This window comes from Sinomicrobium sp., assembly GCA_029266035.1.
In the GTDB taxonomy this organism is placed as follows: Bacteria; Bacteroidota; Bacteroidia; order Flavobacteriales; family Flavobacteriaceae; genus Sinomicrobium.
Window position 1 is genome coordinate 46,879 of sequence record JAJUFH010000002.1, and the last position, 23,740, is coordinate 70,618.

Annotated in this window: 21 protein-coding genes and 1 tRNA gene; 6 read left to right on the forward strand and 16 right to left on the reverse strand. The window is 42.8% G+C overall.

The window, feature by feature from the left end:
- Position 1 precedes the first annotated feature (1 nt).
- Together ACYZZR_RS02005 and mnmC2 are read right to left on the reverse strand one after the other, a co-directional pair.
- Positions 2–1,777, reverse strand: a complete 1,776-nt coding sequence (locus tag ACYZZR_RS02005; RefSeq protein ID WP_461532318.1) for an aromatic amino acid hydroxylase — start codon at positions 1,775–1,777, stop codon at positions 2–4.
- An 88-nt stretch (positions 1,778–1,865) separates the two neighbouring features.
- Positions 1,866–2,528, reverse strand: a complete 663-nt coding sequence (gene mnmC2, locus ACYZZR_RS02010) for a tRNA (5-methylaminomethyl-2-thiouridine)(34)-methyltransferase MnmC2 (RefSeq protein WP_461532319.1) — start codon at positions 2,526–2,528, stop codon at positions 1,866–1,868.
- 174 nt (positions 2,529–2,702) lie between these two features.
- Between mnmC2 and ACYZZR_RS02015 the strand changes: the two genes are divergently transcribed.
- A complete protein-coding gene (locus tag ACYZZR_RS02015; RefSeq protein ID WP_461532320.1) occupies positions 2,703–3,773 on the forward strand; it encodes a branched-chain amino acid aminotransferase in 1,071 nt (356 codons plus the stop codon).
- A gap of 117 nt (positions 3,774–3,890) precedes the next feature.
- On the opposite strand, the gene ACYZZR_RS02020 is transcribed toward ACYZZR_RS02015, so the two are convergent.
- Positions 3,891–4,280 carry a pyrophosphohydrolase domain-containing protein gene (locus ACYZZR_RS02020; RefSeq protein ID WP_461532321.1) on the reverse strand — a complete coding sequence of 130 codons (390 nt, stop codon included), beginning with the start codon at positions 4,278–4,280 and terminating at the stop codon, positions 3,891–3,893.
- Between the two features lie 140 nt (positions 4,281–4,420).
- Here ACYZZR_RS02020 and ACYZZR_RS02025 point away from each other — a divergent pair, with 140 nt between their 5' ends.
- Entirely contained in the window at positions 4,421–4,609 is a 189-nt protein-coding gene (locus tag ACYZZR_RS02025; protein ID WP_461532322.1) for a hypothetical protein, read from the forward strand.
- Positions 4,610–5,058: 449 nt separating this feature from the next.
- Positions 5,059–6,093: a GyrI-like domain-containing protein gene (locus ACYZZR_RS02030; RefSeq protein ID WP_461532323.1), complete on the forward strand. Its 1,035-nt coding sequence runs from the start codon at positions 5,059–5,061 to the stop codon at positions 6,091–6,093.
- 22 nt (positions 6,094–6,115) lie between these two features.
- Here ACYZZR_RS02030 and ACYZZR_RS02035 read toward each other — a convergent pair whose 3' ends face one another.
- Positions 6,116–6,763, reverse strand: a complete 648-nt coding sequence (locus ACYZZR_RS02035) for a DUF1684 domain-containing protein (RefSeq protein ID WP_461532324.1) — start codon at positions 6,761–6,763, stop codon at positions 6,116–6,118.
- Between the two features lie 206 nt (positions 6,764–6,969).
- Between ACYZZR_RS02035 and ACYZZR_RS02040 the strand changes: the two genes are divergently transcribed.
- The gene (locus ACYZZR_RS02040) at positions 6,970–7,518 is read left to right on the forward strand and encodes a nucleotide exchange factor GrpE (protein WP_461532325.1); all 549 of its coding nucleotides are present in this window, start codon (positions 6,970–6,972) and stop codon (positions 7,516–7,518) included.
- A 39-nt stretch (positions 7,519–7,557) separates the two neighbouring features.
- Positions 7,558–8,676 carry a molecular chaperone DnaJ gene (dnaJ, locus tag ACYZZR_RS02045; protein ID WP_461532326.1) on the forward strand — a complete coding sequence of 373 codons (1,119 nt, stop codon included), beginning with the start codon at positions 7,558–7,560 and terminating at the stop codon, positions 8,674–8,676.
- Positions 8,677–8,863: 187 nt separating this feature from the next.
- Here dnaJ and ACYZZR_RS02050 read toward each other — a convergent pair whose 3' ends face one another.
- Positions 8,864–10,141, reverse strand: a complete 1,278-nt coding sequence (locus ACYZZR_RS02050) for a replication-associated recombination protein A (RefSeq protein ID WP_461532327.1) — start codon at positions 10,139–10,141, stop codon at positions 8,864–8,866.
- A 45-nt stretch (positions 10,142–10,186) separates the two neighbouring features.
- On the opposite strand from ACYZZR_RS02050, the gene ACYZZR_RS02055 reads away from it, so the two are divergent.
- The gene (locus ACYZZR_RS02055; protein WP_461532328.1) at positions 10,187–10,897 is read left to right on the forward strand and encodes a rhomboid family intramembrane serine protease; all 711 of its coding nucleotides are present in this window, start codon (positions 10,187–10,189) and stop codon (positions 10,895–10,897) included.
- Between the two features lie 27 nt (positions 10,898–10,924).
- Here the strand turns inward: ACYZZR_RS02055 and ACYZZR_RS02060 are convergent, their stop codons facing one another.
- From ACYZZR_RS02060 to ACYZZR_RS02110, 11 genes are all read right to left on the reverse strand, one after another.
- Complete coding sequence (locus tag ACYZZR_RS02060) at positions 10,925–11,698, reverse strand: hypothetical protein (protein ID WP_461532329.1); 774 nt, start codon at positions 11,696–11,698, stop codon at positions 10,925–10,927.
- A gap of 226 nt (positions 11,699–11,924) precedes the next feature.
- A complete protein-coding gene (locus ACYZZR_RS02065) occupies positions 11,925–12,239 on the reverse strand; it encodes a DUF3467 domain-containing protein (protein ID WP_461532330.1) in 315 nt (104 codons plus the stop codon).
- 107 nt (positions 12,240–12,346) lie between these two features.
- A complete protein-coding gene (gene rpoC / locus ACYZZR_RS02070) occupies positions 12,347–16,648 on the reverse strand; it encodes a DNA-directed RNA polymerase subunit beta' (RefSeq protein ID WP_461532331.1) in 4,302 nt (1,433 codons plus the stop codon).
- An 82-nt stretch (positions 16,649–16,730) separates the two neighbouring features.
- On the reverse strand, positions 16,731–20,540 hold the full coding sequence (gene rpoB / locus ACYZZR_RS02075) for a DNA-directed RNA polymerase subunit beta (protein ID WP_461532332.1): 3,810 nt from the start codon (positions 20,538–20,540) through the stop codon (positions 16,731–16,733).
- Positions 20,541–20,666: 126 nt separating this feature from the next.
- Positions 20,667–21,047 carry a 50S ribosomal protein L7/L12 gene (gene rplL / locus ACYZZR_RS02080; protein ID WP_461532333.1) on the reverse strand — a complete coding sequence of 127 codons (381 nt, stop codon included), beginning with the start codon at positions 21,045–21,047 and terminating at the stop codon, positions 20,667–20,669.
- 51 nt (positions 21,048–21,098) lie between these two features.
- Positions 21,099–21,620, reverse strand: coding sequence for a 50S ribosomal protein L10 (gene rplJ, locus ACYZZR_RS02085; protein WP_461532334.1), 522 nt, complete (start codon positions 21,618–21,620; stop codon positions 21,099–21,101).
- 25 nt (positions 21,621–21,645) lie between these two features.
- On the reverse strand, positions 21,646–22,335 hold the full coding sequence (gene rplA, locus ACYZZR_RS02090) for a 50S ribosomal protein L1 (protein WP_461532335.1): 690 nt from the start codon (positions 22,333–22,335) through the stop codon (positions 21,646–21,648).
- A 19-nt stretch (positions 22,336–22,354) separates the two neighbouring features.
- Positions 22,355–22,792 (reverse strand): 50S ribosomal protein L11, encoded by a 438-nt coding sequence (gene rplK / locus ACYZZR_RS02095; protein WP_112371059.1) that lies wholly within the window; start codon positions 22,790–22,792, stop codon positions 22,355–22,357.
- A gap of 66 nt (positions 22,793–22,858) precedes the next feature.
- Positions 22,859–23,410, reverse strand: coding sequence for a transcription termination/antitermination protein NusG (gene nusG / locus ACYZZR_RS02100; RefSeq protein WP_461532336.1), 552 nt, complete (start codon positions 23,408–23,410; stop codon positions 22,859–22,861).
- Between the two features lie 19 nt (positions 23,411–23,429).
- Complete coding sequence (gene secE, locus ACYZZR_RS02105) at positions 23,430–23,621, reverse strand: preprotein translocase subunit SecE (RefSeq protein ID WP_461532337.1); 192 nt, start codon at positions 23,619–23,621, stop codon at positions 23,430–23,432.
- 14 nt (positions 23,622–23,635) lie between these two features.
- Positions 23,636–23,706: transfer RNA gene (locus ACYZZR_RS02110), tRNA-Trp, on the reverse strand.
- Positions 23,707–23,740: the final 34 nt, after the last annotated feature.

A 23,740-nucleotide genomic window follows, 5' to 3' on the forward strand; every position in this document is an offset into this window, starting at 1 on the left:
ACTACCGGTTGTCTTCTGTTATCGAAGCCTGGAGTTCGATAAGCGACAAGCCGTCGTCTATCAGGCGTTCGACCTGTGGTTGATTTGATTTTATTTGATGTAGATGTGCTTTGATATTGAGCAGCAAACTCTCATCGTTTCTACCTACTGCGAGTTCGCACAATTCTACTGGCAACAACCAGTCTTCGGAATGTGACTTCTTCAGTTGCTCGAATATGTCGTATAGTTTGTCAGCTTCACTTTTCCCTTCCCTGATTTCCCTGACCTTTTTATACAAATTCTCAAGGTTTTTTACTGCTTTACTCTTCTCTTTGGGCTGTGTTTTTTCGGAAGGCACATGACTTATCAGGTCGAAGCTCGAAGTATCGGCCGGACCGGCAAATGCAGAGACCACCTCTTTTCCCACCGCCATATCGTAAACTCCCCATTCGGGACGAAACAACAGTCTTTCTCCCTGACGTACGGCACAGTTTTCAAAGCTGACGAGAATGATTTTCCCCTGCAGGTTTCGCGTACCGGTAATGATATTTCCACTCACTTCTATTCCTCCTTCAAAGAGAAGTGTTACCCGTTCTCCTTCGTAGATATCATAGGCTTTGAGATCTCTAGGACTCATATCTTCTATAGCGAGATTTATTCCCTTTAACTTGCCTACTGGACTTCCATAGCCATCTGCGTGGCTGGCGGTACCGTGTCCTACCAACTCTTTTTCGCGATAGGACAGTGCAGTTTTTCCACGGGTTTGTATGTAAACCGGTTTTCCTTCGTCTTCCAGCACTTCAGTAAACACTCCTGAAATCTGCAATCCGGTACTTAGCTCTACTGTACCCAGTGCTCTCGAGCCTATCAATTTGTGCACTCCCTGCAAGCCCCCCTTTCGCACCGCCATAGTATTTGCAAATTCTTCTAACACGGAGCTCAGATGCGCAAAATCGGGGGTAACGTACAGCTGTGGCTGCGGTTTGGTAATATCAAAATCCTGGTAGGCGGCCGCTAGGGTATAGGGTATTTTTGTCACCTCCTCCGTCATACACCAGGCACTTTCTCCTATGGAAGAGAGCAGACCGGCACCGTAAATCTGAGGTTTGTCTAGGTCTCCTATCAATCCGTACTCTACCGTCCACCAATGCAGATTTCTAATCAAGGCCATTTCACTAGGCTCTCCCATATCGCGCTGTAGCATATCGACGCGCTTTTCAGCTTCTTCTATTTCTTTTTCTGTAGTATTGGGAGCCTCTTTAATAATAGAAAGATGTCGTATGGCTTCGTACATCTCGTAGTCGTGAGCACTGGAAATTGCTTTACTTCCAATCTCTCCAAATCGCCTCAGATATTCGGCGTACTCCGGATTGGCAATGATAGGTGCATGCCCAGCTCCTTCGTGTATTATATCGGGTGCAGGAGTGTATTCTATATGTTTCAACTGTCGAATATCGGAAGCGATAACCAGCACATTGTACGCCTGAAATTCCATAAAAGCAGAAGGAGGAATAAAGCCGTCTACCGCTACCGCCGCCCAACCTATTTCTTTGAGAATGCGGTTCATTCCATACATATCCGGAATACGCTCTATGGATATTCCGGTTTTTCTGAGTCCTTCTAGATAAGAACCATGAGCTACCTTACTCAAATAATCTACGTTTTTGCACATCACATAGCGCCATACCGCTTGATCTATAGGAGAATAGTCTTCATAGTGCTGCGGCTTGATAAACTGTTTCAGGTGTGCCGGTAGCTTGTCTAGAACTGGATTACTTTGATACGCTTGTCCTTCCATGGCTTAATCGAATTACAGTTTCTCCCAAAGATACGAAAAGGGATGCACTGTAAAAAACGCCAATGTATACCACAGCAAAATATCGGTATCAGGATTTGGATGCCCTGAGCATCTCTCTTTTTCCGGGAGGTCCTGGCAGGCGCTCTACGGTAAAACCGACGGATTGCATAGCTCTTCTCACACTCCCTTTGGCCGAATAGGTAACCAGCACCCCTCCGGCTTTCAGGGCTTCATACATTTTTTGAAAAATCTCTTCCGTCCACAATTCAGGTTGCACCCTCGGACCGAATGCATCGAAATAAACGAGATCGAAACACTCTTTATCTTCTATATCAGCAAAAGATTGCTTTCGCTTTAGCAATGTAAATTTATCTGTAATTTTCTGAGGGGTTTCCCAAGGACTCTCGTGTAATCGTCTGTATAAATCTCGTTGTTTTTCAGCTCCCAGAGCCTGTACGTAGTTTAGTTGTGCTACCTCTTCGGCAGATACGGGATATGCTTCAACCCCGGTATAGTGTATCTCTGTGTTTCGCTCTTCCCCTTCCAACAGGCTAATAAAAGCGTTAAGACCTGTTCCGAAGCCTATTTCGAGCACAGACAGATAGTCCGATTTAAAACAGTCCAACCCCTGATCAATAAATACGTGTTTTGCTTCGCGAACAGCACCGTGTACAGAGTGGTACTGCTCGTTCCACTCTTCGAGTTGGATGGTGGTAGAACCGTCGGCCGTAGTAATGATCTTTCTCTTCAATGGTTATTTCTTCTAAAAATGCTGTGCCTCGCGATATATCTCTTCTTTGTTATAACTTCCAAACCAAAGTACATACAGGGCTGTACAGCACTACAAAATAAATAAATTTTACAATATTTTTATTCCGATATACTTATTAAAATGATTAATTTAGCTGATAAATTTTTTTGAAATATGAATACAGAAAAAGTTACTCCGATAAAGGTGGAAAAGGTGGCTGCTTCTAGAATAGAGCAGGTAGATTTTAACAAGCTCACTTTTGGAAGTGTGTTTACCGACCATATGTTTGTCTGTGATTTTAAGGATGGTGAATGGCAAACACCCGAAATAAAACCTTATCAACCTCTAGCACTTGATCCTTCTGCACGTGTATTTCACTACGGACAAGCGGTGTTTGAAGGCATGAAGGCCTATAGAGACGAGCAAGACCAAATCTGGCTATTCCGTCCTAAAGATAATTTTATAAGAATTAACAAGTCTTGCGAACGCATGGCTATGCCTGTTTTTCCGGAAAACTACTTTTTCGACGGACTCGAAACACTCTTAAAGCTGGACGAACAGTGGATTAAGGGGGGTGACGGAAATTCTCTGTACATCCGGCCTTTTGTGATAGCTACCGAATCTGGGGTCATGGCTTCTCCGTCTAACCAGTACAAATTTATCATCATCTGTTCGCCTGCACAGTCGTACTACGGTGGTGAGGTTCGTGTAAAAATTGCAGATCACTACAGCCGTGCAGCTTCAGGAGGTATAGGTTCAGCCAAGGCTGCAGCCAACTACGGCGCGCAATTCTACCCTACCTCCCTGGCCAATAAGGAAGGCTTTCAACAAGTGATATGGACCGATGCCAATGCTCACGAATTCTTGGAAGAAGCGGGAACCATGAACGTATTTTTTCGTATTGGAGACAGTCTATATACCGCTCCTACCAGCGATAGAATACTGGATGGTGTAACCCGAAAAAGCGTAATCACCGTTGCAGAGTCTAAAGGGATAAACGTAGAAGTAAGACCCGTTAGAGTTGACGAAATCATAGTCGCCGCCAAAGACGGAAGTTTAAAAGAAATTTTCGGAAGTGGTACGGCCGCAGTCATCAATCCTATCGTAGGTTTTGGATATAAAGACGAAAGGTTTGAACTGCCCTCTGTAGACAATTCATACGCTTCCCTGATCAAAAAAGCTATTGTAGACATTCAGTACAACAAGGCTGAGGATCCTTACGGATGGCGTTATAAAATTGATTGATCTATTATCAAGTAGGCAATATATTTTACAAAGGGGTTATTGAGTTACATAGCACATTGCTAACACCTCAATAACCCCTTGTTTTTTTCAAGCTAAAACCTGTCCTAAATCTACTGTTTACTCCTCGTTGAGTATTGCCGCTATATTCGGTTTAAAATAATCCGGTCCCTTCATCACCTTTCCATCCTCTCTGTAAATCGGCTTACCGTCTGCTCCGAGTTTACTCATATTGCTGCGCTGTATCTCCTCAAAAACTTCTTCTATCTTGTGCTGCATACCGTGCTCCAATATAGTACCACACAAAATATAGAGCATATCACCAAGCGCATCGGCCACCTCTACCAAATCGTCGTTTTCTGCAGCCTCTAGGTACTCTTCATTTTCCTCTGCCATCAGATTAAAGCGCAGTTTGTTTTTATCTGACCCCAAGTTTGCCAAAGGTGTATCGGATATACCTAATCCGAATGCCTTGTGAAATTCGCCTACCGCCTCGAGTTTTCTCTTCATCGCAATATTAAATTTTAGTTTGTATTCAACACTATTCCATTCGGAGAAACTTCTCCCCCAAAAGGCTTTTTCTCTCGCAACGCATGAGATATCTTCCCATTGCTGCGGATAAAATGATTATTTTTGCTAAAAATAAAGATATGTTCACAACAGGACAACTCATATTTGCTCTTTTTTTTCTCATCGCTTTTGTAAGTGTTATGTTTATCAGCTATAAAAAAGACAAAAAATTACACCTAAAACAATACAGAGGAAGCAGTAAAATTCTAATAGCATTTATACTGTTTCTCGCAATCCTTTTACTGCTAAAATCATGGGTTAAACACTGAGCATTCTAAGCTGTATTACTTCCAAAATACAGACACATCCTCCTTTGATCGAGAGACTCAAATCTCCTTTTTAACATCGCTTCATTGTCTTTTATTAAAAAAAGACCTACCTTAGCGCTGTGGTTTTAAAATAAAAAAGCAATGATTACATTCGTAAGTGTGCTGTTTTCGCTTATTCTCCTGAATGTATTGTTACTGGTTTTCAGTATCAACAAAACGGAGAAAAAAGCGAAGAAGCCTTTTCGATTTCATATCGAAGAGAAAAATAGAGGTTATTCCCCGAGTTTTAATATAAAAAACTATAGGGAAGCGATTTAGACGGCGTTTTTTTTATTCTGACAGAGATCGCAGAAAGGGTGTTTTTCCTAAATTTGGAAAGCAATTAGGGTTCTTTTGTGCAAAATTTTACGTTATTGCGTAAATTAGCATCGTCCTAAAAAGAATATTACATGAAAATTCTCAAATATCTTTTCTTTCTAATCCTAATACTCTTTGTTGGACTATCGGTTTACATAGCCACACAGCCATCAGAATATCGCATCCATCACTCCCGTTTAATTCACGGCAATCCGCAATTGGTATACAGCTATATTTCCAATCTAAAAAACTGGAAAGCGTGGTCTTTTTTTCCTGACGACAACAATCCAAGCTACGGAGAGCCTTTTATGGGAATAGGTGGTAATTACAGTTGGAGTAGCGGGAAAGAAACCTTTAACCTAACTACAATTTCAGCGACTCCCTACACTCATATAGAACAGGAACTGAGTACTGAAAAACAAAAAAAAGCCGTATTGTCTTGGGAATTTCGGGAACAAGATCAAAATACGGAAGTTTCATTGACCATTGATGGTAAAATGGATTTCACAGACAAGGCCAAGGCATTGTATTACAGATCATCGAAACACAGTATAGAACCAGAGGTGTACAAGAGTTTTAAACTCATAGACAGCACTATCACCGAAAATCTAAAACAGTACAGTATCAGCATAGATGGAATAACGGAACAGAGCGGTGGTTTTTATCTCTATACCACAACTTCGAGCAGAATGTCAGACAGCGGTAAAAAAATTGCGACGCAACTGAAAGACATCAACACCTATATAAAGGAAAACAACATAAGCAATACGGGAATCCCGTTTACTTATTATCACTCCAGAGACGAAGAAAACAACGCGGTTATATTTTCCAACGGAGTTTTTACAACTTCCAGAGTTATTACCGATCCGGAAAGCAATATACTCACCGGTAAGATAGAACCTTTTAAGGCACTGAAAGTAACTTTAAACGGAGACACCAAAAATCTACCCGAAGCCTGGAAAAGTGCTTTCTCTTACCTCAAGGAAAGACAAATAGCTCAAGATTCTACGGGTCCATATATGGAATTTTATCCCTCCGATGCCAGCAGTACTCCCAATCCAGCTAAATGGGTCACCGAAATACTTATACCGGTACACGAAATAAATATGCCTCCTATAGTAGAGTAAGCAGCTCAATTGTAAAGAGATCTCAATTCATAGGATGAAAATCTTTTACCCCTGCCCTAATGGGAATAGACAGGGTATTTTCATCAGGTACTATTGGACACGAATAAGTGGGGTTGTATGCGCAATAGGGATTGTAAGCCTTGTTAAAATCTAAGACAATCGTATCGCCTTTAGGAATTCTCAAATCGATATACCGACCACCCCCATAGGTTTCCTCTCCATTTGTAGGGTCGGAAAAAGGCAGAAACAGATAATCTTCGTACCCCTCTTGGGTAATCAGTTCCTGGTTTTGGTAGACATTGAGCTTATATTCCTTTCCGTCTATCTCAAAATACAATATTCCGTATCTCAACTCTTCAGAAACCCTATCTGTTGTAGTAGGCATAAAAAAAGGAGAAGAATCTGGGGTACGCTCTAACCTGGCCTCTACACGAAATAAGCTATCTACAGGAAAAAAATCCAATTCCTTAAAATTCTTGAGATCGCGCTTTTTTAGCGGGGATCGATCAGGATCCATGAATTCTTTATTCAACTCCTTTTGGAATTGCGCTATTTCCCAAAAAATATCAGTAGAATCTTTCACAATTGTAGACTCATCGTGATATCTTTTATCTCCTTTACAGCCCAGAAAGGCGATAATTAACACGGCAAACAGACATTGCCTTTTCACTCCCAAACACATATTAAACAATTTATTATCAACCCAGCACAAAGGTAAACTATTATCGCATAATCCACCGCTTCATCCCTGTGGAGACCGGTGACATTTTGGCATAGACAAAGAGGCTTAAAACACCCCAAATATGTTTAAAAACCGACTTTTGAGGTTTGGCAACACTTTTGCTATATGCTTGGTCAGAATAAATGACAGAACCCATGGCAAAAAAAAATAAGCACAATACAGAAGAAAACAAAGATGTTGCAACAGAAGTCAAAAACTCTGAAGAACAAGAACTTAGCATTGAAGAACAACTAAAAGAAGAGCTGAGCAAGGAAAAGGACAAATTTCTCCGCCTCTTCGCTGAATTTGAAAATTACAAAAAGCGAACAGCTAAAGAGCGCATAGACCTCTTTAAAACGGCAGGACAGGATGTCTTATCTGCCATGCTTCCGGTATTGGACGATTTTGACAGGGCCATTGCAGAGATCAAAAAGTCGACAGAAGAAGAGACGGGTATTGTAAATGAGTTACTAAAAGGTGTAGAGCTGATAAACAGCAAATTTACAGAAACCCTTAAAAACAAAGGGCTTACACTAATCGAGGTAAATCAAGGAGATACTTTTGACGCCGAACTACACGAAGCCATCACCCAAATTTCTGCTCCGTCTGAAGACATGAAAGGCAAGATTATTGATGTGATAGAAAAAGGGTACAAACTTGGAGAAAAGATCATTCGGTACCCCAAAGTAGTTGTGGGAAACTAAGAGAACCGGTATCTCCGTAAGGGGTAAAAAACAATTTAGATGAAAGAAGATTATTACGAAATACTGGGAATAGAAAAAAGCGCTTCGGCAGCGGAGATCAAGAAAGCTTATCGCAAAAAGGCCATACAGTATCACCCTGACAAAAATCCGGGTGATGCACATGCAGAAAAAATGTTCAAAAAAGCAGCAGAGGCCTACGAAGTACTCAGTGATCCGGACAAAAAGGCTCGATACGACCGGCACGGCCATTCTGCATTTGAAGGAAATGGTGGATTTAGCGGCGGTGGCGGTATGAATATGGAAGACATCTTCAGTCAGTTTGGCGATATTTTCGGAGGTGCCTTTGGCGGTGGATTTGGTGGATTTAGCGGCGGTTTTGGTAGTCAGAGACGCGTAAAAGGCAGCAATCTTCGCATCCATGTAAAACTCACCTTAGAAGAGATAGCTCAAGGCGTGGAGAAAAAGGTAAAGGTGAGACGTAAAGTCCAGGCTCCGGGAGTGTCATACAAAACATGCCCCACTTGCCACGGTACAGGACAAGTAACCCGCGTAACCAATACCATACTGGGGCGGATGCAAACTTCAGCTCCCTGTAATGCCTGTGGTGGTAGCGGACAGATAATAGACCACAAGCCAGCTGATGCCGATGCACAAGGACTCAAAATAGCCGAAGAAACAGTATCGATAAAAATACCGGCAGGAGTGGCCGACGGTATGCAGCTCAAAGTTACCGGAAAGGGAAATGAAGCTCCGGGCAACGGTATTTCGGGAGATTTGCTGGTTGTGATCAGCGAATCGGAACACCCTACCTTAAAAAGGGAAGGAGACAACCTTCACTACGACCTATATGTAAGTGTTCCCGAAGCAATACTCGGCACCTCAAAAGAGATCGATGCAGTAGGCGGAAAGGTAAGGATCAAACTGGAAGCCGGTATACAATCTGGAAAGATTCTCAGGTTAAGGGGCAAGGGTATCCCGAGTATCAACGGCTACGGAAGCGGTGACCTTCTGGTTCATATCAACGTATGGACTCCTAAAACACTCAGCAAGGAACAAAAAGAATTTTTCGAACAAATGCTCCAGGACGAACACTTTACTCCAAAACCGGAAAAAAGCGATAAATCGTTTTTTGAAAAGGTAAAAGACATGTTCTCTTGAGCTCAAGGTCGACAGATTGAACTCGTATCAAATATGAAAGTTTAATTATTTTTTTACACTTTCATAATAATATCTTAAAAAAATACTATATTTGGAAAACCGCTAAGACATCTTAGTGTTAATTTTTTTCTTTTTCATAGCAATTTTTTCCCATCCTTGATCCCTTTTAAGGATGGGTTTTTCTTTTCTACTCGCTGTATTTATCACCCCAGCGTTTCTGAATAAAATCGCGTAGTTGCTCTTCTCTCGAATTACGACCTGGTGAATAAAAGACCGTGCCTTTCAAATCGTCTGGTAAAAATTCCTGATTTACAAAATTTCCCGCATAATCGTGAGCGTATTTGTAATCTTCGCCATACCCGAGTTCTTTCATCAGCTTAGTAGGTGCGTTTCTCAGGTGCAAGGGCACGGAAAGATCACCCGTTTGCCGTACTGCCTCCAAGGCTCGGTTTACGGCCATATAGGCAGTGTTGCTCTTGGGAGAAGTAGCTAAATAAATTGCGCACTGACTCAATATTATCCTGGCCTCTGGATAACCTACAGTAGTTACCGCTTGAAAAGTATTGTTGGCGATAACCAGAGCGGTCGGATTGGCTATCCCTATATCTTCAGAAGCCGAAATAATCATTCGTCTCGCTATAAATTTCACGTCTTCTCCACCCTCTATCATTCGCGCAAGCCAATACACAGCTCCATTGGGATCACTCCCTCTTATCGATTTGATAAAGGCCGAAATTATGTCGTAGTGTTGCTCTCCGGTCTTGTCGTAACGCACCGTATTTTTCTGTACTTTTTCAAGTACCATATCGTTGGTAATCGTCACCTTATCGGTACCTTCAGAATTGATCACCAATTCAAATATATTCAGCAGTTTACGTCCATCACCCCCCGAAAGTCTTAAAAGAGCCTCGGTTTCCCTGAGATCTATTTCTATGCCAGAAAGCACAGTATCGCGCTCCATTGCTCGTTGCAACAGGGCTTCCATATCCTTTTTGTCAAAAGCATTCAACACATAAACCTGACACCTGGACAACAAGGCGGGAATGACTTCAAAACTGGGATTTTCTGTGGTGGCTCCTATAAGGGTAACCCATCCTTTTTCTACCGCTCCCAACAGAGAGTCTTGTTGAGATTTGCTAAACCTATGTATCTCATCGATAAAGAGTATAGGGTTTTTAGTCGTAAAAAGTCCGCTTCCATGTTTGGCCTTTTCGATCACTTCACGCACATCCTTAACACCGCTATTTATGGCACTGAGGGTATAGAAAGGTCTGCCGCTCTCGCTTGCTATTATATTGGCCAAGGTAGTTTTCCCGGTGCCGGGTGGCCCCCATAAAATCAGGGATGGAATCATCCCCGTCCGAATCTGACGCGTGAGCGATCCGGTTTTTCCTACCAAATGAGACTGACTGATGTACTCTTCCAGACTCTTGGGACGTATTCTTTCTGCAAGCGGTTCATTCATACGGTAAAATTACTATATTTAATTTGATAATACTACCGCTCGCTAATGGATAAAACACAGGATCATAAAGACATTCAATTCTCCATCGCTACAATACTATACCCATTTCTTTTTGTGGTATTAGCCTGGGTTGTGTACTGGATTCAGATAAGGTTTAGCTACGATTTTACCAGTTTTGGAATATATCCGAGAAAGCTCTCCGGTCTAAAAGGTATTGTCTGCAGTCCCCTTCTACACGGTTCTGTACAACATTTGTACAACAACTCCATTCCCGTATTGGTTTTAGGTGGCATACTCCTTCACTTCTACCGACACCAGAGCCTGAGGGTACTGCTATACGGACTGCTGCTCTCTGGAATACTCACCTGGATTATAGGCAGACCGGCCTATCACATAGGTGCCAGCGGACTCATCTATACCTTGTTCTCTTTTATATTCTTCAAAGGTATCGTCGCTCGACACTACAGATTGGTAGCTCTTTCGCTACTCGTAGTCTTTGTTTACGGCAGTATGTTGTGGTATGTATTTCCCATCGACAATAATGTTTCCTGGGAAGGTCACTTATCCGGTTTTATAAGCGGACTGATTCTCGCTCTAAGCATCAAAGAAAATCTTGTTACACCTCATAAATACGAATGGGAAAAAGACGACTTCGACGAAAAGAGCGACCCCTTCATAAGGCATTTTGACGACGATGGAAATTTCATTGAATCCCCCGAATCTGAGGAGGATGATCCAGACAATGTTTCTCTGTAAAGGCTGTTTTTTTCAAAGTGGTAAAAACTAAAACCTAATCTCCAGCTCCTGAAGTACGCGTTCCCCGTTTTCGTAGTACTCCGCAATCCACTTTCCGTCTTTGAGTGTGAGCATTCCGTTCTTGTCTTTTATGATAAAAACGTTTTCCACACTGGTGTTCTGTAGTACAAAAACAATTTTGGGTGTTTGGTCTACCAGCTGGTATCCGTACTCTATGGGTTGAGCATACAACACTTCTCCTGTCGCTTTTGCGGCCTGTTGTACTGCAGGTGCGGAACTTGGTGGGGTTTTGTGTTCTGCGACAGGCTCTGGGTTTGTAGCTTTAGCCGGCACCGATACCACAGGATTTTGTGAAGCTACAATACTCTTAGAAGCATCGTAACTGTAATTGAGCATCTCTATAGACTTAAAAGCCTTTCTCAGAGCCTCGTGATAAGCTCCTTTGTAATCCTTCTCCTTACTACTTCCAATTTCCGAAGCAAAAACCAACTCTCCTCTACAATTGGTCAATTCCACTTTAAGTTTGGTGGTAAATAAATTGGATTCATTTTTTACATCAGCTCTCAATCCCAAGCAAGTATTCGACTGTATTTCCGCACTCATTTCGTCGGCATAAACCGCGGTAAAGTTGTACTTTTCAAACAAAAATTTGGTGAGCGCATTTACCTGATATTGATCTTCACTTCTCAAAAAATCGAATTTCTTTGGGACTATAACATACTTATATCCGTCTACACTGCTTTGTCCAAATGCGTGAGACACACTAAAAATGGCTATAAAAATGACCAATATTTTTTTCATGACACAGATTTTAATAGTGTATATGTTCAATATACAGAAAGTATTCCGTTTATGCTAATTTCTAAAATTTTAATCAAATATCCATCGTCACGGGCAAATTAGACCGCTCCATTGCTATTTGAAATAACCATATCGCCAACAAGTTTATTTCAACGTAATGTGAAACATAAAACAGAGTCACTTCATACGCCAAAAAAGCAATTTTCAGGCTATGACACAGCTAAGATCACGCCTCACCGGTCGGACCGAAATTAAGTGGCACAGGTGGTTGATCGTAATCCTTTATCTCTCCATGGGTCGATTCAAATCGGTTTACATTGTCTGTGAGCGCCTTGAGAAAACGCTTGGCGTGCTGGGGAGTAAGGATAATGCGACTTTTAACCTTAGCTTTGGGAGTTCCGGGCATGATACTGATAAAATCTACTACAAATTCAGAAACAGAGTGATTGATAATTGCAAGGTTGGAATAGGTTCCCTCAGCAATATTCTCGTCCAATTCTATATCTATTTGATCCCGATTCGGATTGTTTTGATCGCTCATAATAGTAAAGTTTATACAACCGCTTTAATGCGGCTGTAATGCTAAAATAAAAAAAAGGCCGGAAAAACACTTCCCGGCCCTTTAAAAATCTGTATAAATTATCGGTCTTAATAGAGACTTGCCTCCTGTTTGCCACTCATAATCTCATTGTATTCTTCTTTTGAACCTACAATGATATTATCGTAATCGCGCATACCGGTACCCGCAGGAATTTTATGTCCTACAATTACATTCTCTTTCAGTCCTTCCAACGTGTCTACTTTTCCGCTCACCGCTGCTTCGTTGAGCACCTTGGTAGTTTCCTGGAACGAAGCTGCAGAGATAAATGACTTGGTCTGCAACGACGCTCTGGTAATACCTTGGAGCACAGGTGAAGCTGTAGCTGGAATAATATCACGGGCAACAACAAGCTGTTTGTCGGCTCTTTTCAGGATAGAATTTTCATCCCGCAATTGTCGCAGCGTAACAATTTGTCCGGCTTTGAGGTTTTCAGATTCTCCTGCATCCTCTATTACTTTTTTGCCAAACAGTCTGTCGTTTTCTTCGATAAAATCATCTTTGTGTACCAGTTGACCTTCGAGGAAAATAGTATCACCTGGATCGTTGATTTGCACTTTTCGCATCATTTGTCTCACCACCACTTCAAAGTGCTTATCGTTGATCTTAACTCCCTGCAATCGGTATACCTCCTGAACTTCATTCACAAGATACTGTTGCACTGCAGAGGGGCCTTTGATATTCAAGATATCTTCCGGAGTTACCGATCCGTCAGAAAGTGGCATTCCAGCTCTCACAAAGTCGTTTTCCTGAACCAATATCTGGTTGGAAAGTTTTACGAGATACTTTTTCACCTCTCCTAACTTCGACTCTACAATGATCTCGCGGTTACCACGCTTGATTTTACCGAAAGAAACCACTCCGTCGATTTCGGAAACCACAGCTGGGTTTGAGGGGTTACGCGCTTCGAAAAGCTCTGTCACCCTTGGCAAACCTCCTGTAATATCCCCAGCTTTGGCAGACCTTCTCGGTATTTTGACAAGGACTTTACCCTCGTGGATCTTCTCACCGTCATCGACCATGATGTGGGCGCCCACTGGCAGGTTGTACGAACGGAGCACTTCTCCCTTACTTCCCTTGATGAGAAGGGTAGGAATAAGCTTTTTATTTCTAGACTCAGAGATCACTTTTTCTTGGAAACCAGTTTGCTCGTCGATCTCTACCTGATAGGTAACTCCTTGTTCGATATTTTCGTAAGTGATACTTCCTGAGAATTCAGAAATAATTACACCGTTGTAAGGATCCCACTGGCAGATAACATCTCCTTTGCTGATTTTATCTCCATCGTGAATAAACAATTGAGAACCGTAAGGTATATTATTTGTACTCAAAACAATACCTGTTTTCTCATCGACAATCTTAACCTCTGAGGTTCTCGAGATAACCACCTCTCCCTCTTGGCCATCTACAGTTTGACTCTTCACTATCTTGAGGTCTTCTATAGTGACCTTACCGTCGAACTTAGCCAGCAATTTACTCTCTTCCGAGATGTTACCCGCAATACCTCCCACGTGGAATGTACGCAGGGTAAGCTGAGTTCCCGGTTCTCCGATAGACTGTGCTGCAATAACACCGACGGCTTCTCCTTTCTGTACCATTTTTCCGGTAGCGAGGTTTCGTCCGTAACATTTAGCACAGATCCCTTGTTTTGCTTCACAGGTAAGTGCAGAACGCACTTCTACTCGTTCTATAGGAGCAGCATCTATCTTTTTAGCGGCATCTTCTCCGATCTCTTCACCTGCAGCCAAGAGCAACTCTTGTGTAAGCGGATGGTGTACATCGTGAAGCGATACCCTTCCGAGTATACGATCTCCGAGCGATTCTACCACTTCCTCATTCTTTTTAAGGGCTTCTACCTCCACACCTCTCAGCGTACCACAATCTTCCGAATTGATGATAACGTCTTGAGAAACGTCTACCAAACGACGTGTCAGGTAACCAGCATCCGCTGTTTTAAGAGCAGTATCGGCCAGACCTTTACGGGCACCGTGGGTAGAAATAAAGTACTCAAGTATAGAAAGTCCTTCCTTAAAGTTAGAGAGGATAGGGTTTTCGATAATCTCACCCCCACCGGCAGTAGATTTTTTAGGCTTGGCCATAAGTCCTCGCATACCGGTAAGCTGTCTGATCTGTTCTTTAGATCCCCTCGCTCCTGAATCGAGCATCATATACACCGAATTAAACCCTTGCTTGTCTTCTCTAATTCGCTTCATAGCCAATTCAGTAAGCATAGCATTGGTAGAGGTCCACACATCGATCACCTGATTGTAGCGCTCGTTGTTGGTAATCAGCCCCATATTGTAGTTCATCATGATGCCGTCTACCTGTTCGTTAGCCTCCTCAATCATCTTGACTTTCTCTTTCGGGATAATAATATCTCCGAGACTGAACGACAGTCCACCTTGGAATGCCAATCGGTATCCGAGGTTTTTAATCCTGTCGAGGAAATCAGAAGCTGTAGGCACGTCGGTCACTTTCAATACGTGTCCGATAATATCTCGAAGTGATTTCTTTGTCAATACGGTATTGATATAACCGGCTTGTGGAGGTACCACTTCGTTAAACATTACGCGTCCAACAGTAGTCGATATAATCTTGGTAACCTGTTCTCCATTTTCATCCAGGTCTTGTGTTCTCACTTTGATTCCTGCATTCAGATCTGCCTTTTTCTCGTTGTAGGCTATGATAACCTCTTCGGGAGAATAGAAGGTCAACCCTTCTCCTTTTACTTTGACCGTATCGTCACTCTTGCGCTCTTTGGTCATATAGTACAAGCCCAGTACCATATCCTGTGAAGGTACGGTAATAGGTGATCCGTTGGCCGGATTGAGAATATTGTGCGATGCCAGCATAAGAAGCTGAGCTTCGAGTATAGCTTCTGGTCCTAACGGAAGGTGTACCGCCATCTGGTCACCGTCGAAGTCGGCGTTAAACGCCGTACACGCCAAGGGGTGCAACTGAATGGCCTTACCTTCTATCAACTTGGGCTGGAATGCCTGTATACCCAATCTGTGCAGAGTAGGAGCCCGGTTGAGAAGTACAGGATGTCCTTTGATTACGTTGTCTAAGATATCCCAAACCACAGGTTCCTTTCTGTCTATAATCTTTTTGGCCGATTTTACCGTTTTTACAATACCTCTTTCTATCAATTTTCTGATTACAAAAGGTTTGTATATCTCGGCAGCCATATCCTTAGGCAAACCACACTCATACATTTTCAGTTCAGGTCCTACCACAATAACAGAACGAGCAGAATAATCTACCCTTTTACCGAGCAGGTTCTGACGGAAACGCCCTTGTTTACCCTTGAGAGAATCGGAAAGTGATTTAAGCGGTCTGTTGGATTCTGTTTTTACTGCAGACGACTTTCTGGTATTGTCGAACAGTGAATCTACAGACTCCTGAAGCATCCTCTTTTCGTTTCGGAGAATCACCTCAGGTGCTTTTATTTCCATCAGTCTCTTAAGACGGTTATTTCTAATGATAACCCTTCTGTACAAATCGTTGAGATCTGAAGTAGCAAAACGACCACCATCCAGAGGCACCAAAGGTCTCAATTCGGGTGGGATTACGGGAATCACCTTGAGTATCATCCACTCTGGCAGATTCTCCCTGTTTTGCTGAGACTCGCGGAAGGCCTCTACTACCTGAAGTCTTTTCAGGGCTTCTGTCTTGCGCTGTTTGGAAGTCTCGTTATTCGCCTTGTGTCTCAAATCGTAAGACAGAGCATCTAGATCTATTCTTCTGAGCAACTCGATAATACACTCAGCCCCCATTTTGGCAATAAACTTATTGGGGTCGGTATCTTCGAGATACTGATTGTCTTGAGGCAGACTGTCCAAGATATTCAAGTATTCTTCTTCTGTGAGGAAGTCCATTACCTGAAGATCTTCACCTTCTGCATTTTTTGCATTACCCGGCTGTATCACCACATAGCGCTCGTAATAAATAATCATATCGAGCTTTTTAGACGGCAGTCCGAGTAGGTAGCCTATCTTATTGGGCAGCGATCTGAAATACCAAATATGAGCGATAGGCACTACTAAATTGATATGCCCAACGCGGTCTCTTCGTACTTTTTTCTCAGTAACTTCTACACCACATCTGTCGCATACAATTCCTTTATACCGTATTCTCTTGTACTTACCACAGGCACATTCGTAGTCTTTTACCGGACCGAATATCCGCTCACAAAACAATCCGTCACGCTCTGGCTTGTGTGTCCGGTAGTTAATGGTTTCCGGTTTTAAAACCTCTCCTCGGGATTCGGCCAGGATAGATTCCGGCGATGCCAGACCTATAGAGATTTTGTTGAACCTTGTTACTGTATTCTTATCTTTTCCTCTTGCCATGATATATGGTGATAATGAATTAAGTGTAATTTGGTACTATTCGGTTTACTGTATAAGAACAAACCGAATAGCACCTTGTAAATTATTCCTCCAGCCTGATATCGAGCCCCAGACCTTTGAGTTCGTGCATCAACACGTTAAAGGATTCTGGCAGTCCCGGTTCGGGCATAGCCTCTCCTTTTACAATAGCTTCGTAAGTTTTGGCACGTCCTATCACATCATCCGATTTTACAGTGAGTATCTCTCTCAATGTGCTAGATGCTCCATAGGCTTCGAGTGCCCACACTTCCATCTCTCCAAAACGCTGTCCTCCAAACTGTGCCTTACCACCGAGCGGCTGCTGAGTAATAAGAGAGTAAGGTCCGATAGAACGGGCATGCATCTTGTCGTCGATCATGTGACCGAGCTTAATCATATAGATAACCCCGACTGTTGCAGGCTGGTCAAATCGCTCTCCGGTACCTCCATCGTAGAGGTAAGTATGTCCAAAACGAGGTATTCCCGCCGCGTCGGTATACTTGTTGATCTCATCGAGCTCTGCCCCGTCAAAAATAGGGGTAGCAAACTTCTTACCGAGTTTTTTACCAGCCCATCCGAGAACTGTTTCATAGATCTGTCCGATATTCATACGAGAAGGTACACCAAGCGGGTTGAGTACGATATCTACCGGAGTACCATCTTCGAGGAAAGGCATATCTTCCTGACGCACAATACGCGCCACAATACCTTTATTTCCGTGACGTCCGGCCATTTTATCCCCAACTTTCAACTTTCGCTTCTTGGCGATATATACCTTGGCGAGCTTCATGATACCTGCAGGTAGTTCGTCTCCCACCGAAATGGTAAACTTGTCTCTGCGAAGTGCTCCCTGAAGGTCGTTTAGCTTAATCTTGTAATTGTGCAACAGATCAGCGATCAATGCATTTGTGCTGTCATCTGTAGTCCAGGTTCCTCCTACGAGATGCGCAAAGTCTTCTACTCCGTTGAGCATCTTGAGGGTATACTTCTTCCCTTTGGGCAGTACTTCTTCCCCCAAGTCGTTTAGCACCCCTTGAGAGGTCTTTCCATTGACGAGATTGAACAGCTTCTCTACCAATACATCTTTCAGTCCTTCGAACTTAGTGTTGTATTCGAGGTCAAGTTTAGCGATATCCTCTTTGTCTTTGGCTCTTTTTCGCTTGTCTTTAATCGCTCTCGCAAACAACTTCTTGTCGATAACCACTCCTCGCAGTGAGGGAGAAGCTTTCAGTGAAGCATCTTTTACATCACCAGCCTTGTCACCGAAGATAGCTCTGAGCAGTTTTTCCTCTGGGGTAGGATCTGACTCTCCTTTTGGAGTGATCTTACCGATGAGAATATCTCCGGGTTTAACCTCTGCACCAATTCTAATCATTCCTTGTTCGTCAAGGTCTTTGGTAGCCTCTTCAGAAACATTGGGTATATCGTTGGTAAGCTCTTCAGCTCCAAGCTTGGTATCTCTCACTTCCAGCGAGTACTCGTCTATGTGAATAGAGGTAAAGATATCTTCGCGTACCACTCTTTCGGAAATCACAATTGCATCCTCAAAGTTATACCCTTTCCAAGGCATAAATGCCACCTGCATATTTCTTCCGAGAGCTAGTTCTCCCTGTTCTGTAGCATATCCTTCACAGAGTACCTGTCCTTTTTCAACTCGGTCTCCCTTGCGAACGATTGGCTTCAGGTTTATAGAGGTACCTTGGTTTGTCTTTCTAAACTTAATCAACTCATAAGTTTTGGAGTCTCCGTCAAAGCTCACCAATCTTTCCTCGTCAGTGCGATCGTATTTTATTACGATTTTATTGGCGTCTACATACTCTACCTCTCCATTGCCTTCGGCGTTGATAAGCACCCTTGAATCTGATGCTACTCTACGCTCCAGTCCCGTACCTACCACCGGGGCTTCCGGTTTGAGTATCGGTACGGCCTGACGCATCATGTTTGACCCCATCAGCGCACGGTTTGCATCGTCGTGTTCCAAGAAAGGAATAAGCGAAGCCGAGATTGAAGCGATTTGGTTTGGCGCTACATCGGTGTAGTCCAACTGTGTAGGTTCTACCACAGGGAAATCACCCTCTTCTCGGGCAATAACTTTATCTACAAGCACATTTCCTTTCTCATCCATAGGAATATTGGCCTGTGCTATCAGTTTTTCCTCTTCCTCCTCTGCGCTCAGGTATCTGAATTGAGACAGATCTACTTTCCCGTCTTTAACCTCTCTATAGGGAGTTTCTATAAAGCCCATATTGTTCACTTTGGCAAAAACGCTCAGCGAAGATATAAGCCCGATATTAGGTCCTTCCGGAGTTTCGATAGGGCACAGACGTCCGTAGTGGGTGTAGTGTACGTCACGCACCTCAAACCCGGCACGCTCCCTTGAGAGTCCACCTGGTCCGAGTGCAGACAGACGTCGTTTATGAGTAATTTCTGCCAACGGATTCGTCTGGTCCATAAACTGAGACAGCTGATTGGTACCGAAGAAAGAATTGATCACCGAAGACAAGGTCTTGGCGTTGATAAGGTCTATCGGAGTAAACACCTCGTTATCCCTTACGTTCATTCGTTCTCTAATGGTTCTTGCCATACGTGCAAGACCTACGCCAAACTGCGCAGACAGCTGCTCTCCAACAGTTCTCACACGTCTGTTAGACAAGTGGTCTATATCGTCCACTTCTGCCTTAGCACTGATGAGTTCTATCAGATATTTTATGATGGTGATGATATCTTCTTTGGTAAGCACCTGCTTGTCCATATCGATATCGAGACCGAGTTTTTTGTTCATTCTATACCGTCCCACATCTCCGAGGTTGTACCTCTGATCGGAAAAGAAGAGTTTATCTATGATACCTCTTGCTGTTTCCTCATCGGGCGGTTCGGCATTACGCAATTGTCTGTATATGTGTTCTACAGCCTCCTTTTCGGAGTTTGTAGGATCCTTTTGCAATGTATTGTGAATGATGGCGTAATCGGCAGTCTGACTATCTTCCTTGTGCAGGAGAATAGTTTTGACATCGGCATCGATAATTTCATCGATATGCTCTTTCTCTAGTACGGTATCTCTGTCGAGCACAATTTCGTTACGCTCTATAGATACAACTTCACCAGTGTCTTCATCCACAAAGTCTTCGTGCCAAGTATTGAGCACCCTTGCAGCCAACTTGCGGCCAAGTACTTTTTTCAATCCGGTTTTTGACACCTTAACCTCCTCTGCCAAGTCGAATATTTCGAGGATATCTTTATCCCTTTCATATCCGATAGCTCGGAACAAGGTAGTAACCGGCAATTTTTTCTTACGGTCGATATAAGCGTACATCACACTGTTGATGTCGGTCGCAAATTCGATCCATGACCCTTTAAAAGGAATTACCCTTGCGGAGTACAGTTTAGTACCGTTAGCGTGAAAAGATTGCCCAAAGAATACTCCGGGAGAACGGTGCAATTGTGAAACGACTACCCTTTCAGCTCCGTTGATCACAAAGGTTCCACTGGGGGTCATATAAGGAATTGTCCCTAGGTAAACATCCTGTACGATAGTTTCAAAGTCCTCGTGTTCCGGGTCGGTACAATACAGCTTAAGCCTTGCTTTTAAAGGCACACTGTAGGTCAACCCTCTCTCTATACATTCCTGTATCGTATACCTCGGAGGGTCCACAAAGTAATCTAAAAACTCTAATACAAACTGATTGCGTGTATCAGTAATCGGGAAGTTTTCCATGAAGGTATTGTACAAACCCTCACGTCCCCGCTCTTCAGACTTAGTCTCCAGTTGAAAGAAATCCTGGAAGGACTTGATCTGAATGTCCAAGAAATCCGGGTAATCCGGAGTGTTCTTGGCTGAGGCGAAGCTTATTCTTTCAGTCTGATTTGTGAACATCAATGGACAAAATTTTGATTAAAATGATAGATATAAATACTGCATATAATTATATATGCAAAAGGGTTTAGGCCTAATTCGCACATAGCGAAAAGACCTAAACCAAGGCTTTAAGACGTCGGGAACTTATTTAAGTTCAACCTCAGCTCCTGCTTCTTCTAATGAAGATTTGATTCCTTCTGCCTCATCTTTAGACACTCCTTCTTTAACAGCTTTAGGAGCGCTGTCAACGATTTCTTTAGCTTCTTTGAGCCCAAGACCAGTAAGTTCTTTAACCAGTTTTACAACTGCGAGTTTAGAACCTCCGGCAGCTTTCAGGATAACATCAAATTCAGATTTTTCCTCAGCAGCATCTCCGCCTCCGGCAGCAGCTCCACCACCAGCAACAGCAACAGCTGCAGCAGCGGGCTCGATACCGTATTCTTCTTTCAGTATGTCAGCCAACTCATTTACTTCCTTAACAGTAAGGTTAACTAATTGTTCTGCAAAATCTTTCAAATCTGCCATTTCTATCGTTTTTAAAAAAATTAAATATAATTGTTATTAAGTGCGTTCGTTTTACTCTCCTTTTTCGGAAAGGGTTTTGAGGATTCCAGCCAGTTTTCCTCCACCTGATTTCAAGCCGGAGATAACGTTTTTAGCTGGAGATTGAAGCAGTGCAATGATATCTCCAATAACTTCCTCTTTAGATTTGATACTCACTAGAGCATCCAGCTGATCGTCGCCAACGTAAATTGCCTCCTCGATAAAAGCTCCTTTTAACAAGGGTTTATCTGATTTTTTACGAAATTCTTTTATCAGTTTTGCTGGGCCATTTCCAGTTTCGGAAAACATCAGCGAAGTATTGCCTTTCAATATAGTAGGCAATTCACCAAAATCCTTATCTGAAGCCTCCATGGCTTTAGCAAGCAACGTATTTTTTACAATTGCAAGCTTTATATTTGCCTTGAAACACGCCCTACGTAGGTTGGAGGTAGTTGTCGCATCCAGACCGGATATGTCTGCAAGGTAGATATTGGTATTATCTGCCAACTGTGAAGTCAAATCACTGATTACCGCTGCTTTTTCTTCTCTTGTCATGATTAACGGAATTATTAACTACCTATTATACTGCTTTAGGATCTACAGGCACACTCGGACTCATAGTGCTCGACATATGAATACTCTTGATATAAGTACCTTTTGCTGTAGTAGGCTTTAATTTGATTAATGTTTGAATAAGCTCATTCGCATTACCCGCAATTTTGTCGGGAGAAAACGATGCCTTTCCTATGGCTGCATGAACGATACCGGTTTTATCAACTTTAAAGTCAATTTTACCTGCCTTCACTTCAGACACCGCTTTAGCTACATCCATAGTCACTGTACCTGTCTTGGGATTGGGCATCAAGCCACGGGGACCTAACACGCGACCGAGTGGGCCTAATTTTCCCATAACACTAGGCATAGTAATAATAACGTCTACATCGGTCCAACCGTCTTTTATCTTTTGCAGATATTCATCGAGTCCTACGTAATCTGCACCAGCCTCTTTAGCTTCAGCCTCTTTATCTGGAGTTACCAAAGCGAGAACCTTCACATCCTTACCGGTACCGTGAGGAAGTGTTACCACGCCGCGAACCATCTGGTTTGCTTTACGCGGATCTACACCTAATCTCACTGCGATATCTACAGAAGCATCAAACTTAACATTCGTAACCTCTTTTACCAAGGCAGAAGCTTCATCTACCGAATACAACTTGTTTCGGTCTATTTTCGCCAAAGCTTCTTTTTGCTTTTTTGTCAATTTTGCCATTTTCCTTGTCTTTTAAGATTTAAAAGGGCTTCTCACCACTAACCGTTATCCCCATAGATCTGGCCGTACCAGCCACCATACTCATGGCAGACTCTACGGTAAAGGCATTTAGATCTTGCATTTTGTCTTCTGCGATAGCTTTCACCTGATCCCAGGTAATGCTAGCTACTTTTTTACGGTTAGGCTCTCCGGAACCACTTTTAATCTTAGCCGCTTCCTTCAATTGAACTGCCGCCGGCGGTGTCTTTACGATAAAGTCAAAAGACTTATCTTTATAAACCGTGATAACAACAGGTAAAACCTTACCTTGTTTGTCCTGTGTACGTGCATTAAACTGCTTACAGAACTCCATGATGTTAACGCCGGCAGCACCTAAAGCGGGTCCAACCGGTGGCGACGGATTCGCAGCACCTCCCCTAACTTGTAGTTTAACTACTTTACTAACTTCTTTTGCCATTGTTCAAAATTTGATATAAGGAAGCGCCTTATTCAAGGAAGCAAGACACTTCTGTATATGTAACATTTAAATTTTCTCTACTTGCATATAACTCAATTCCAGAGGGGTTTTTCGACCAAAAATCTTCACCATAACCTCCAGCTTTCGCTTTTCTTCATTCACTTTCTCCACTGTACCGTTAAAGCCGTTAAACGGCCCATCAATAACTTTTACGGTTTCTCCGACAGTATAAGGAATAATAACATTGTCCGTTTTAACAGAAAGTTCATCCACTTTTCCGAGCATTCTGTTTACTTCAGATTTACGCAATGGCACCGGATCACCACCTTTAACCTCACCCAAAAAGCCAATTACTCCGGTAACCGATTTTACAATATGGGCTACCTCGCCTCCAAGATTAGCCTTAACCATTACATATCCCGGAAAATAAACACGTTCTTTATTTACCTTTTTTCCGTTGCGTATCTGAACCACTTTTTCGGTGGGCACGAGCACTTCATCTACATAGTCTGAATACCCAAGCCGAGCGATCTCGTTTTCAATATACGATTTCACTTTATTTTCTTGGCCACTAACCGCTCTGACCACATACCATTGTTTCGCTAACGCTTCTGCCATTACTATCTATTCTCGTATGTTAACTTAAACTATTATAATAAAGGCTAATCAATTCCCCAAGAGACAGATCAACCCCCCATATAGCCAAAGAAAACAATATGGAAAAAACCGCTACAACGACCATGAGCCTCTGTGCTTCTGGCCAGGATGTCCATGTAACGTTATTCTTCAATTCTCCGAAGGATTCCTTGATATAACTTATTATTGTCATCTTTACTTTATTTGCACGGGTGGAGAGATTCGAACTCCCATCAACGGTTTTGGAGACCGCTATTCTACCCTTGAACTACACCCGTTGGTAAAGCCGAAAGAGCTTGAGTTTTCAAGCTC

Bases quoted from the DNA above. Each gene is read 5' to 3' on its own strand.
- ACYZZR_RS02005 (WP_461532318.1), bottom strand. From the start codon at position 1,777: ATGGAAGGACAAGCGTATCAAAGTAATCCAGTTCTAGACAAGCTACCG.
- ACYZZR_RS02015 (WP_461532320.1), top strand. From the start codon at position 2,703: ATGAATACAGAAAAAGTTACTCCGATAAAGGTGGAAAAGGTGGCTGCT.
- ACYZZR_RS02020 (WP_461532321.1), bottom strand. From the start codon at position 4,280: ATGAAGAGAAAACTCGAGGCGGTAGGCGAATTTCACAAGGCATTCGGA.
- ACYZZR_RS02025 (WP_461532322.1), top strand. From the start codon at position 4,421: ATGTTCACAACAGGACAACTCATATTTGCTCTTTTTTTTCTCATCGCT.
- ACYZZR_RS02030 (WP_461532323.1), top strand. From the start codon at position 5,059: ATGAAAATTCTCAAATATCTTTTCTTTCTAATCCTAATACTCTTTGTT.
- ACYZZR_RS02040 (WP_461532325.1), top strand. From the start codon at position 6,970: ATGGCAAAAAAAAATAAGCACAATACAGAAGAAAACAAAGATGTTGCA.
- dnaJ (WP_461532326.1), top strand. From the start codon at position 7,558: ATGAAAGAAGATTATTACGAAATACTGGGAATAGAAAAAAGCGCTTCG.
- ACYZZR_RS02050 (WP_461532327.1), bottom strand. From the start codon at position 10,141: ATGAATGAACCGCTTGCAGAAAGAATACGTCCCAAGAGTCTGGAAGAG.
- ACYZZR_RS02055 (WP_461532328.1), top strand. From the start codon at position 10,187: ATGGATAAAACACAGGATCATAAAGACATTCAATTCTCCATCGCTACA.
- ACYZZR_RS02060 (WP_461532329.1), bottom strand. From the start codon at position 11,698: ATGAAAAAAATATTGGTCATTTTTATAGCCATTTTTAGTGTGTCTCAC.
- ACYZZR_RS02065 (WP_461532330.1), bottom strand. From the start codon at position 12,239: ATGAGCGATCAAAACAATCCGAATCGGGATCAAATAGATATAGAATTG.
- rpoC (WP_461532331.1), bottom strand. From the start codon at position 16,648: ATGGCAAGAGGAAAAGATAAGAATACAGTAACAAGGTTCAACAAAATC.
- rpoB (WP_461532332.1), bottom strand. From the start codon at position 20,540: ATGTTCACAAATCAGACTGAAAGAATAAGCTTCGCCTCAGCCAAGAAC.
- rplL (WP_461532333.1), bottom strand. From the start codon at position 21,047: ATGGCAGATTTGAAAGATTTTGCAGAACAATTAGTTAACCTTACTGTT.
- rplJ (WP_461532334.1), bottom strand. From the start codon at position 21,620: ATGACAAGAGAAGAAAAAGCAGCGGTAATCAGTGATTTGACTTCACAG.
- rplA (WP_461532335.1), bottom strand. From the start codon at position 22,335: ATGGCAAAATTGACAAAAAAGCAAAAAGAAGCTTTGGCGAAAATAGAC.
- rplK (WP_112371059.1), bottom strand. From the start codon at position 22,792: ATGGCAAAAGAAGTTAGTAAAGTAGTTAAACTACAAGTTAGGGGAGGT.
- nusG (WP_461532336.1), bottom strand. From the start codon at position 23,410: ATGGCAGAAGCGTTAGCGAAACAATGGTATGTGGTCAGAGCGGTTAGT.
- secE (WP_461532337.1), bottom strand. From the start codon at position 23,621: ATGACAATAATAAGTTATATCAAGGAATCCTTCGGAGAATTGAAGAAT.